Here is a 10350-nt window from a genome sequence, read left to right as displayed (position 1 = left end):
AAGAGGAGACAGTTCGCACGCCGCTCACCCACCCACAAACGTACAATCCAGACGTTTACCGGCTGCGTAGACTTTGAAAAAACTCAACCAGACGGCAAAACGGCCAGAGCTGCCGCCCTATACGACCTGGACGACTACGCTAAATCTGTACGCGGCGTTATCTCGATCGGGATTTTTGCTGTCCACTTGCGACCGCCGGACTGGAGTAAGCAGTATTTCGCAGGAGCGAAGCATCATGAACGTCTGGCTTAAAAGTTTTGCATTGCCATTGTTACTGACTGCATCAGCGGCGTTTGCCGAGTATGGATGGACTGAATACGACACCAGTCAACCGCAGCAGCTCAGTGGGGCGATTGATGCGTCGAGCTACTCCACCCCCTACGTCACGATCCGCCTCAGAACAGATGAAAAAACCTGGACGGTTATTTTGACGCCTCCAGCACGCATGAGGTCCCATGGTGTTTCCGCAGATAGTCTTGCCGTAGGTAAGAAGGTTGATGTGACCGGGTATCGGAGTAAATACAGACTTGATGAAATGCGTGCTGACAGCATCACACTCGAGGGCAAGACCATTGTGCTGGATTGATGCGGCTGGCCAGTCGGCGGGCAGTCAGGTAGGAGGTAACTTGTTGCCGAGAGGTTTGATGCGGTAATTCAGGCCTGCCGCCTCTCGCGAACAAGTTCGCTGTTATCAAAAAAACTGCAAACCATCGAATTGAAATGCGCTTTCTGTAGGAGCTGCCGAAGGCTGCGAAGCATTACTCCTGACATACCGCCATCGCAGCCTTCGGCAGCTCCTACAGAACCAATGTTTGCCGCGAGACAGCGCGGAGCCGGGCCACCAGGGCCGACTGGCGCTGTGTCACCTACCGTGCAAACCGTCTTGCACCCACCACACAAAGAATGACTGTAACCGTCACCCCGAGCATGCCTGGGCTGACTTGCTCATGCAGCAATGTCGCCGCTAACGCGAGCCCGAAAAAAGGCTGCAGCAGCTGCAGTTGCCCAACCGCCGCAATCCCGCCTTGGGCAAGGCCGCGATACCAGAATACGAAGCCGATCAGCATGCTGAACAACGACACGTAGCCCAGGCTCAGCCAGGCAAGGGGGCTGATGGTCGAAAATGACGGTGGGCTCAGCAGCAAACTCAGCGTTGCCATGACCGGTAAGGCCAATACCAACGCCCAACTGATCACCTGCCAGCCCCCCAGCGTTCTGGATAGACTGGCACCTTCGGCATAACCCAACCCGCAGACCAGAATAGCCAAGAGCATGAGGATGTCTCCGGTGGCGGACGCATTCAAGCCCTGAGAGAAAGCGAAGCCGACCACCATCAAACTGCCCAGCACCGAAAAAAACCAGAAGGCAGGACGCGGATGTTCGCCTCCGCGCAGTACGCCGAAAATAGCCGTCGCCAGTGGCAGCAAGCCGAGGAAGACGATGGAATGCGCGGACGTGACGTGCTGCAACGCCAGCGCGGTCAATAACGGGAAGCCGACGACTACTCCGATGGCGACGATCAACAACGACAGCAGTTGGTGGCGGGCGGGCCGCTGCTCCTTAAACAGCAACAGCATGCACAGGGCCAGAATGCCTGCGATGGCTGCGCGAGTGACAGTCAGAAATACCGGGTCGAATTCCAGCACCGCAACCCGCGTAGCAGGCAATGAACCGCTGAAGATCACCACGCCGATCAGGCCATTGATCCATCCTTGGGTGGCGTTTTCCATGGACGGGATTTTTGGAGTTGATGCTTGTTCCATGCCGGACACACTCAGGTCGGGTTGCGTAAAAGCATCCTAGAGTTGAGTATCAGTACAATCAAAAAATTGTCATGGATACAGTTCGGCATGCCTATGGCGCGTTACAAATCACTGGTGGATGCTTTTGCTGCGGATATTCGATCGGGACGTCTGCCGCCGGGCACACGCTTACCCACACACCGAACCCTGGCCGCAGCAGAAGGGTTGGCGTTGGTTACTGCGTCTCGGGTCTATGCCGAGCTTGAGGCCATGGGTCTGGTGAGTGGTGAAGCGGGGCGCGGCACCTTCGTTCGTGAGACCTCATTACCACTGGGGCATGGCATTGATCAGCCAGAGGTGGCGACCGGCGTCATCGATCTCAATTTCAACTACCCGTCGTTGCCAGGCCAGGCCGATTTATTGCGCAATGCGTTGCGCCAGCTCGCGTTGTCCGGCGATCTGGAATCGCTCTTGCGCTACCAGCCTCATGCCGGGCGTACCCACGAGCGGGCGTCCGTTGCTCGTCATCTGCTCAGCCGCGGGCTTACCGTTAAGTCAGAGCAGGTTTTGCTGGTCAATGGCGCTCAGCATGGTCTGGCGGTGGCGCTGATGGCGCTGTTCAAACCCGGCGATGTGGTCGCGGCTGATGCGTTGACCTACCCCGGCTTCAAGGTGTTGGCTGAATCACTGAGCCTGGAAGTTCTGCCGATCCCTGTCACGGCTTCAGGGCCTGATTTCGATGTGCTGGAAAAGCTTTGCCGAAAGAGAACGGTGCGGGGGATTTACAGCATGCCGACGCTGCATAACCCGATGGGCTGGGTGATGGATATCGAGCAGCGCGAGCGTCTAGTGTCCGTCGCCCGGCGACATGAACTACAGATCATTGAAGACGCGGCCTATGCCTTTCTTGCACTCGATCCGCCGCCGCCTCTTGGGGAGTTGGCACCGGAGCGCACGGTGTATGTGTCTGGCTTGTCGAAAAGCGTCGCTACCGGGTTGCGGTTCGGATTCATTGCCGCCCCGGTTTCGCTCGTCGGTCCGCTGGAGCGTGTCATCAGGGCGACGACCTGGAACACCGCTGGTGTGATGACCGCGATTGCCATCGGTTGGCTGGAAGACGGCACAGTCAGCACGCTGGAAGCGCAGAAGCGTACAGATGCCCAAGCGAGGCAATTGCTGGCCGATGAGCTGCTGTGCGGATTGAATTGCGTCAGCCATCCCTGTTCGTATTTCACCTGGCTGCCATTGGCCGAGGATGCGCGAGCGGATCAGGTTGCGGCGTCGTTGATGCGCGAGAACATCTCGGTGTCCACGGCGGAGCCGTTTGCGGTGTCTGCTCAGGTGCCGCATGCGATCCGTCTGGCGCTCGGCTCAGTGGACATGCCGACACTGCGTGCGGCACTGAAAACAGTGAGTTGGGTCGTCGGGGCTCATTCCTGAGTGGTGGATAACTTCAGCAGCCGTTGCAGTTGTTCGTGTTCCCAAATGCTCAGCAGCTTGACCGGGTCGGTGCCGTAACGCTGCCAATGGTCCGCTGTTCCGAGATTACCTTCGGGTGACTGGCAGGCCTGGCAATGACTCAGTTTGTTGTCCTCACTGATCAACGTGAGCTGCCAGCCATCTACATCGATTTCGATTTGCCCCTTGCGGGTGTCCACCGTGTGTAACGTTCGCGTTTCGAGGGCGATATCTTTCAGGAGCTGATAGACGTCCCGCGCAGTAAGGTCGGTAGTGGTTTTCGCCATGCAGATATTCTCTAGTTGAAACCGATGGGGCAGTGCCTGAACATGCCCGCAGCAATCCGGGAAGATTACTTTACAAGCGAGGCGCAGTGGATGATCGACTTCAATAACAAAGGCTTCTTCAAACTCAAGCAGAACGACGAGTACGCCGAGCGCGTGACCGCGTTATTGCTGGACGGGGAGCACGTGATTGATTCTTACAAATCAATGCGCGACGGCGTGGTGTTTACCAACAAGCGCATCATCGCCGTCAACGTGCAGGGGCTGACGGGCAGCAAGAAAGACTTTACGTCGTTGCCCTATAAAAATATCGTTGCTTACTCCATCGAAACCTCCGGCACGTTCGATCTGGACTCCGAACTTGAGATCTACTTTTCAGCGCTGGGCAAGGTGAAGTTCGAGTTCACCGGGAAGACGTCGATGGTGGAGATTTCGAAGCTTATATCCAAACATCTGTTGGGGTAGCAGTGGCTTGAATCCACTACTGCAGGAGCTGCCGAAGGCTGCGATCGGGTGCATCTGGCAACCGCTATTCGCAGCCTGCGGCAGCTCCTGCAGAATCAAGTCCGATGAAACCTTCGCAGGATGCTCCTCAGGCCTGAAACCTGCCCAATGACTCACTTTTTCAAGGTTGCCCCATGATCAATATCCGGCCCATGACTGCCGAGGACTTCGAGCTCTTCTGGCCCACTTTCCAGCGTGTGGTCGCTGCGCAGGAAACCTACGCCTACGATCCGCAGCTGACGCGTGAGCAGGCGCTGTACCTCTGGCTGGAAATGCCGCTGCACACCTTCATCGCCGAAGAAGATGGCGTGTTGCTCGGCAGTTATTACCTAAAAGCCAACGCGGCGGGTCCCGGTAGTCATGTGTGCAATTGCGGCTACATGGTCACCGAAGCCGCCCGCGGTCGTGGCGTTGCCCGGTTGATGTGTGAGCATTCACAAAAGGTCGCGACTGAAAGCGGCTTCCTGGCCATGCAGTTCAACTCGGTGGTGGCGAGCAACGAAGTCGCGGTAGCGCTGTGGCAGAAGCTCGGGTTCGATATCGTCGGCCGCCTGCCGCGTGCTTATCAACATGCGCGCTTGGGATTCGTCGATTGCCTGGTGATGTTCAAGTGGCTGGCACAAGAGGCGCCGCAAAAGCCAATGCTGATCGGGCGCAAGAATATTGAATCCGTGGTTTCGAGGCCTCGTCGTAAATAGGCTGTTTTCTTCAGCAATATTCAAAAGTCAGGCTTGAAATGGAATTTCCTGTAGGAGCGGTGCTTGGTCTGGGCGGCATTCCGACGATACATGAGACGCGTCAGGAAGACACACCGCGTTATTGTTTATAGTCGGATGCCGCCCAGACCAAACACCGCCCCCACAGGACTCTCGCTTGCTGCACAACTGTGCGATGTCACAGCAAGGCTGACCTCTGCTCACTCGAAGTCCCTCCTCAAAGCTCCAGCTGATCTGAACCTATCCCGAACGCTGTCGCGATTTTTTCTCGGGTCGCCTTGCGCGGCTTGGCGACCGTTTCTTGTTGTGCATAAGCAGGTTGGCTGATGCCCAATCGCTTGGCGACATCTTCCTGAGTCAGTCCCAAATGCTCACGCCAGGCGCGAATAGGTGAGGCACCATCAACGATGAGACTCACTACCTCATGGGGTATCAGGTCGCTGTGATTATTATGTTGCGCGACGTATTGCGCGTAAGGAATCACCACGAATGCCGGTTTTCCATCCGGGCCATTGATGATTTGAACGTCAGTAGGTGCGTTCGTCACGTTTCTTGACCTCTTGTATGCTGACGATCCTGATTGCGCCATCCCAATCGAACAGGACGCGGTAGTCACCGACTCTCAGCCGATATCCATGTTCGTGTCGCACCAGCATCTTGACGTTGGGCACGTCCGGCATAACGGTAAGCCTGGTCACCGCATCGCGAATCTGGAGCTGATGCAGTGTGTGCAGTTTCAGGAGCTGCTTAACGGCCTTACGTGTCCAGTTAATGGTGTTCACAGGCAAAATATAGGTCTTTTATAAGTAATGCACGGATATTTACTTATAAAATTCAGTTTGCCAATGATCAGACCCTTGCACGATGTTGCCAACGAATTTCTGCTTCCACAAAAAAGCCCGCAATAAGCGGGCTTCGTTTACGCAATCAACTCCCCATCAAAACGCCGTACTCAGCGTCATCGACAAGCTGCGTGGGTCACCATAAATCGCGCCGGCGTAGAAGCCGTAGCGGCTGTAGTAGTGCTTGTCGAACAGGTTGTTGGCGTTGAGTGTCAGTGATGTGTCGTCGGTGATGGCGTATTTGGCCATGGCGTTCCAGATCGCGTAGCCGGACCAGTTCACGTCAGTTGGGCCGCGGCTAACGCCGTTGGTGGGAATGCCTGCCGGAGTGGAGGTTGTGCGGATGTTGGTCTGCGCGGTGACGCCGGTGCCGATGGTCAACTGGTCAAGCAGGCCGGACAGGCGATAGGTCGTCGAAGCCTTGAACAGGTGAGACGGGTCGGCGCGGCTGCCTTCGTCTTCGCGACGGAAGTGCAGGTAGGTGTAACCCCCGTAGACGTTCCAGTTGGGCGTCAGGGCGCCTGCCAGTTCCAGGTCGATACCGTCTGTTTCCACACCCGAGCCTGCCTTGTAAGCCTGGGGGCCGGTTGGTGTGAGGTTGCCGCCGTCTTCAACAGCCTTGTTGTCCTGACGCGTGCGGAAGTAAGCCGCCTGGCCATTCAGACGACCATCGAACCATTCGCCCTTGATCCCGGTTTCGTAACTCTGGCCGCGAATCGGTTCGATCTTGCTGCCACCCTGATCTTCGCTGGTTTGCGGCGAGAAGATGTCGGTGTAGCTGGCGTAGAGCGAGTAGTTGTCGTTCAGATCGTAGACCGCGCCCATGTAAGGGGTGACGATGCCGTTTTCCTGTTGACTGCTGCGTGCGCCCGCGGTGCTGATAGTGGTAGCAGAGTAATCGCTGACACGGGCGCCGACGATGACCGACAACGGATCAGTAATGCTCAGACGCGTGGCAGCATACATGCCCTGCAAGCGCGTGGTGGTTTTGGTGTGCAGACCTGTTTTCCAGGCGTTCATGTAAAAGTCGTCATCCACGCCGTTGGTCCAGTCGCTGAGCGGGAAGCCGTTGTTTGCGCGGAACTGGCAGTTGGTCGAGGTTGCGCTGGTGCGGGTAGTGCTGGTCAGGTTGCAGTTGTACTGCGGGGACCAGGACACCGTGCGGCTGTCGTTGTAACCGAACATCGCCTGATGGCTACGGCCGAACAGCTGGAACGGACCGATCAGGTCGAATTGTGCAGACTGCTGCGTGGTGTCGGTGGAGCTGTGCAGGCCGTTGAGTACTGCGCCGCTGCCGTCCTGATCCCAGTAACCGCCATAGTTGCCGCCGCCGGACGAGTTCACTTTGGCCAGGCCACGATGGTTCAGCACTTCGCTGGTGCTTTGTGCCGCGTTGACGTTCAGGGTCCAGTCGTTGTCGAAACGGTGTTCCAGCGAGGCAAATCCCGTACGCGTGATGTACTCGCCAAAGCTCCAGCTTGGGACCACGTTTGTGCTGCGTGGCAGGTTGGTCTTACTGCCGTCGCCGTACCAGATGGGAATGTTGGCACCCCAGCCGCCGCCGACGACTTTGGCGTACTCATACTGGTAACCCGCGCCAATGGTAGTGGCATCGCTCAGGTCGAATTCAAAGTTGGCCAGCGCTGCGCGGGAGCGATCAGACTGGTTGTCGCGGAAAGAGTTGGCATCCTGCTGGGTCACCACAAAGCGTGAGCGCAGGCGGCCATCTTCGGACAGCGGCAGGTTCAGGTCAGCGCCCAGTCGACGCTTGTCCCAGCTGCCATAGGTGGCATAAGCGCTGCCTCCGAATTCGGTGCCAGGGCGCTTGCGGATCAGGTTGACCGTTGCCGATGGATCACCGATCCCGCCCAGCAAACCGTTGGCGCCCCGCACGATATCGATGCGCTCGTACATGTCCATGTTCAGCGCGCTGCCGCCACCACTGAAGTCTGAGCCGCCCTGGAATTGCAGGCCGTCGACTTTCCAGTTGGTGATTGAGTAACCACGAGCACGATAGTCGGTGCGACCGCCCACTTCCGACTTGCTCATGGTCACACCGGGAGCGGTTTCCAGCGCGTCTTCCAGACTGGTGATTTGCTGGTCGGCCATTTGCTCATGGGTGATGGTTGTGACTGACTGCGGGGTTTGCCGTGGGGTCAGTTTCATACCGGTGGAACTGGTGGTGCTTTTGACCGTGTAGCCCAGTTGTTCGGCTGCATCGCCGGTTGGCAGTGAGCTGTCTTCGATGTTGACCGCGCCGAGTTCAACCGTGTCGTCGGCAAAGACGGTCTGGCTGGCGAGCGCACTCAGGCCCATCGCAATGACCAGGGCTGTGTATTTGGGGTTGAATGCGCTGCGCGACTGCGCCCGGGGTGCAGAAGATTGCGGGAAATGAATGGTCATGATGCCCTGTCGTCACTGGTAATGTTTCGTATTTGCAGATGATTTTTGATACGATTTTATTCACCGTGACTTTGAGCACTATCCCCGGCTTGTACGGGTATGTAATGGAATGTAATGAGCGCTCTGATCCCCCTTGCTTCAATGCCCCAGCCAATGGCCAGGACCCTGCTGGTCGTCGACGATGACGACGAAATTCGCGAACTACTCTGCGACTACCTGAGTGAGTCAGGTGATCGTGTGCTCGCCGCGGCGGACGGCCCACAGATGTGGGAGCAACTGGAGCAGCACAAGGTGGATCTGGTGGTGCTGGATCTGATGCTTCCGGGTGAAGACGGTCTTAGTCTGTGCCGCCGTTTGCAAGGGATGCCGGGGCTGAGTGTGATCATGCTCTCGGCCAAGGGCACGGCGCTGGACCGCATCATTGGGCTTGAAGTGGGTGCCGACGATTATCTGGCCAAGCCTTTCGAACCGCGTGAACTGATTGCCAGAATCAAGGCGGTGCTGCGTCGTCCCGGTCGCAACGATGCGCTGGAAAAAGCGCCCGTCAGCGCCTTGCAGGAGTTTGCCGGGTATCGGCTTGATCATGTCAAACGGCTATTGAGCCCACCCGAAGGCCCGTCGTTGAGCTTGCCGCGCTCGGACTATCGAGTGTTACGCGACCTGCTTGCGTCCCATGAACAAGTTTTGTCTCGTGACCAGCTCACGCGTAGCGCGCTGGGGCGCGATTATCAGCCGGACGATCGCTCAGTGGACATGTGTATCAGTCGTCTGCGCCAGCACCTGAAGGACACCCGAGACGGCGTCGTGCAAATCCTGACCATCCGCAATGAAGGATACTTGCTCAGTATCACGCCCCACGGCCAGGGAGCCTGAAATGACACGTGCGCAGATCTGCGCGCGCATCAAACGCCTGTGGCCGAAAACCCTGTTTGCGCAATTGCTGCTGATCATGGTCAGCGGCACTCTGGCGATCCAGTTGCTATCCAGCAGTATCTGGTTTGATGTGCGCTTTGCGCAGGTGCTTGAAGCGCCGGTGCGTCTGATTGCGAGCCGCACTGCAGGGTTGATTGGCGAAGCGGGGTGCACCGTAGCTGAACCAGTTGCCACGCCTGCGCGCTATCGGATCAGTTGTGTGGACGCTGTACCCGAGCCCGTTTCAGGGGAAAAGCGAGGACGGCGGCGTATCGAGTTGTTATTGACCCAGGCATTGGCTTACGAGCTTGGACATGAGCAGTCGATCAGGATTCTCAAGGTCGGCCTGACTGACGAGCAGGGACAACCTGTGGTCTGGCGCAGCCTGTTTGGTTTGCGCACGGCGGTGGCTCATGTGCGTTTCGCCGTACCGCTGGCCGATGGGCGCTGGCTGGACATCGAAGGGCAGGAGTTGCAGGGCTGGAGCGGTGAGTCGGCCTGGGCGCTGATTGCGGATTACGTGCTCAGGATTTATGTGTTGCGCATTCTCGCAGTGTTGGCGATCTGCTGGTTGGCAGTACGAATCTGCCTGCGTCCGCTGCAGCGTTTGAGTGATGCTGCGCGCGGTCTGGGCGATAACCTCGAACAGGCTCCTTTGGTAGTGGAGGGGCCGCAGGAGGTGCGCCAGGCCGCGCAAACCTTCAATGCCATGCAGCAACGCCTGATTGCGATGGTCAACGATCAGAGCTTTTTTCTGGCGGCGGTTTCCCACGACTTACGCACGCCATTGACCCGTATGCGCTTGCGCATCGAGCGGCTTGCCGAGGACACCCATCGCGAACGTTTGAAGCAGAACATCGTGCAGATGGACCGCATGATCGGTCAGGTGCTGGACTACCTGCAAAGCGCAAGGCAGCAGTCCTTTCAGGTGGTCGATGTCGATAAGTTGCTGGCCCGGCTGTGCGCAGACCTGACCACCGTTGACGAGCCGCTGCCGGTTCTGGGGCGAGGAGGGCTGCTCTATGCCAACGAGGTGCTGGTGCATCGCTGTCTGCAAAATCTTTTGGTCAACGCGTTGCGCTACGCCCGGCAGATTGTGATCTCGCTGGAAAGAACTGACGAGGGTATTTTTGTCTGTATCAAGGATCATGGGCCAGGCATACAAGAGGAGCTTTTGGCGTCGATTACAGAGCCTTTCATACGCGGCGAAGACTCTCGCAACCCGCAGTCAGGTGGCTACGGCCTGGGCCTGAGCATCGCCAAGCGCATCGCCATGAGCCACGACGGCAGCCTCACCTTGCGCAACCGGGCTGAAGGCGGTCTGGTCGCGGAGTTGTTTTTGCCGCATCGGGAGGGGTGATTGAGGTGGGGTGCTATCTCTGCGGGAACTCAGCTCCCACGAGGCCTGTAATTGGCTCAAATTATGGGTGCCAGATCGGGCCGACTTCTTGCCGTCCGATCCTTCTGGATAGAACCAACCCTGTGGGAG

General features: G+C 57.7%; 12 protein-coding genes. 7 read left to right on the top strand and 5 right to left on the bottom strand.

Translation table 11 applies throughout. The annotated features are described in order from the left end of the window. Positions 1-252, top strand: a 252-nt coding sequence (locus AUC61_RS26275) for a hypothetical protein (protein ID WP_243249197.1), incomplete at its 5' end; no start/stop codon positions are given. After that, the gene (locus tag AUC61_RS26270; protein WP_243249196.1) at positions 236-586 is read left to right on the top strand and encodes a DUF6152 family protein; all 351 of its coding nucleotides are present in this window, start codon (positions 236-238) and stop codon (positions 584-586) included. The genes AUC61_RS26275 and AUC61_RS26270, both read left to right, overlap by 17 nt. Before the next feature lie 280 nt (positions 587-866). Here the strand turns inward: AUC61_RS26270 and AUC61_RS26265 are convergent, their stop codons facing one another. After that, positions 867-1763: a DMT family transporter gene (locus AUC61_RS26265; protein ID WP_243249194.1), complete on the bottom strand. Its 897-nt coding sequence runs from the start codon at positions 1761-1763 to the stop codon at positions 867-869. Positions 1764-1850: 87 nt separating this feature from the next. Here AUC61_RS26265 and AUC61_RS26260 point away from each other — a divergent pair, with 87 nt between their 5' ends. Continuing rightward, positions 1851-3182 carry an aminotransferase-like domain-containing protein gene (locus AUC61_RS26260; RefSeq protein ID WP_243249192.1) on the top strand — a complete coding sequence of 444 codons (1332 nt, stop codon included), beginning with the start codon at positions 1851-1853 and terminating at the stop codon, positions 3180-3182. On the opposite strand, the gene AUC61_RS26255 is transcribed toward AUC61_RS26260, so the two are convergent. After that, positions 3173-3487: a DUF7693 family protein gene (locus AUC61_RS26255; protein ID WP_243249190.1), complete on the bottom strand. Its 315-nt coding sequence runs from the start codon at positions 3485-3487 to the stop codon at positions 3173-3175. The genes AUC61_RS26260 and AUC61_RS26255 overlap by 10 nt on opposite strands. A gap of 90 nt (positions 3488-3577) precedes the next feature. Between AUC61_RS26255 and AUC61_RS26250 the strand changes: the two genes are divergently transcribed. Together AUC61_RS26250 and AUC61_RS26245 are read left to right on the top strand one after the other, a co-directional pair. After that, positions 3578-3949: a PH domain-containing protein gene (locus AUC61_RS26250; protein WP_122664664.1), complete on the top strand. Its 372-nt coding sequence runs from the start codon at positions 3578-3580 to the stop codon at positions 3947-3949. 173 nt (positions 3950-4122) lie between these two features. Further along, the gene (locus AUC61_RS26245; RefSeq protein ID WP_243249183.1) at positions 4123-4686 is read left to right on the top strand and encodes a GNAT family N-acetyltransferase; all 564 of its coding nucleotides are present in this window, start codon (positions 4123-4125) and stop codon (positions 4684-4686) included. Positions 4687-4921: 235 nt separating this feature from the next. Here the strand turns inward: AUC61_RS26245 and AUC61_RS26240 are convergent, their stop codons facing one another. The 3 genes from AUC61_RS26240 to AUC61_RS26230 all read right to left on the bottom strand — a co-directional run bounded on the left by AUC61_RS26240 (position 4922) and on the right by AUC61_RS26230 (position 7862). Beyond that, positions 4922-5293, bottom strand: a complete 372-nt coding sequence (locus AUC61_RS26240; protein WP_122664666.1) for a helix-turn-helix domain-containing protein — start codon at positions 5291-5293, stop codon at positions 4922-4924. Next, positions 5232-5486, bottom strand: a complete 255-nt coding sequence (locus AUC61_RS26235; protein WP_122664667.1) for a type II toxin-antitoxin system RelE family toxin — start codon at positions 5484-5486, stop codon at positions 5232-5234. The genes AUC61_RS26240 and AUC61_RS26235 overlap by 62 nt, the downstream gene beginning before the upstream one ends. Before the next feature lie 156 nt (positions 5487-5642). Beyond that, positions 5643-7862 carry a TonB-dependent siderophore receptor gene (locus AUC61_RS26230; RefSeq protein WP_243249201.1) on the bottom strand — a complete coding sequence of 740 codons (2220 nt, stop codon included), beginning with the start codon at positions 7860-7862 and terminating at the stop codon, positions 5643-5645. A 240-nt stretch (positions 7863-8102) separates the two neighbouring features. On the opposite strand from AUC61_RS26230, the gene AUC61_RS26225 reads away from it, so the two are divergent. Together AUC61_RS26225 and AUC61_RS26220 are read left to right on the top strand one after the other, a co-directional pair. Beyond that, positions 8103-8822: a response regulator gene (locus AUC61_RS26225; protein ID WP_243249199.1), complete on the top strand. Its 720-nt coding sequence runs from the start codon at positions 8103-8105 to the stop codon at positions 8820-8822. A gap of 1 nt (position 8823) precedes the next feature. Continuing rightward, a complete protein-coding gene (locus tag AUC61_RS26220) occupies positions 8824-10221 on the top strand; it encodes an ATP-binding protein (RefSeq protein ID WP_243249180.1) in 1398 nt (465 codons plus the stop codon). Positions 10222-10350: the final 129 nt, after the last annotated feature.

The organism is Pseudomonas maioricensis, assembly GCF_022790535.1.
In the GTDB taxonomy this organism is placed as follows: Bacteria; Pseudomonadota; Gammaproteobacteria; order Pseudomonadales; family Pseudomonadaceae; genus Aquipseudomonas; species Aquipseudomonas maioricensis.
The sequence above is the reverse complement of the archived record's forward strand: the minus strand, read 5'-3'. Positions and strand labels throughout refer to the sequence as shown.

What these genes read in the sequence shown, in the direction of transcription:
- AUC61_RS26270 (WP_243249196.1), top strand. Translation starts at nt 236, where the DNA reads ATGAACGTCTGGCTTAAAAGTTTTGCATTGCCATTGTTACTGACTGCA.
- AUC61_RS26265 (WP_243249194.1), bottom strand. Translation starts at nt 1,763, where the DNA reads ATGGAACAAGCATCAACTCCAAAAATCCCGTCCATGGAAAACGCCACC.
- AUC61_RS26260 (WP_243249192.1), top strand. Translation starts at nt 1,851, where the DNA reads ATGCCTATGGCGCGTTACAAATCACTGGTGGATGCTTTTGCTGCGGAT.
- AUC61_RS26255 (WP_243249190.1), bottom strand. Translation starts at nt 3,487, where the DNA reads ATGGCGAAAACCACTACCGACCTTACTGCGCGGGACGTCTATCAGCTC.
- AUC61_RS26250 (WP_122664664.1), top strand. Translation starts at nt 3,578, where the DNA reads ATGATCGACTTCAATAACAAAGGCTTCTTCAAACTCAAGCAGAACGAC.
- AUC61_RS26245 (WP_243249183.1), top strand. Translation starts at nt 4,123, where the DNA reads ATGATCAATATCCGGCCCATGACTGCCGAGGACTTCGAGCTCTTCTGG.
- AUC61_RS26240 (WP_122664666.1), bottom strand. Translation starts at nt 5,293, where the DNA reads ATGGCGCAATCAGGATCGTCAGCATACAAGAGGTCAAGAAACGTGACG.
- AUC61_RS26230 (WP_243249201.1), bottom strand. Translation starts at nt 7,862, where the DNA reads ATGGGCCTGAGTGCGCTCGCCAGCCAGACCGTCTTTGCCGACGACACG.
- AUC61_RS26225 (WP_243249199.1), top strand. Translation starts at nt 8,103, where the DNA reads ATGGCCAGGACCCTGCTGGTCGTCGACGATGACGACGAAATTCGCGAA.
- AUC61_RS26220 (WP_243249180.1), top strand. Translation starts at nt 8,824, where the DNA reads ATGACACGTGCGCAGATCTGCGCGCGCATCAAACGCCTGTGGCCGAAA.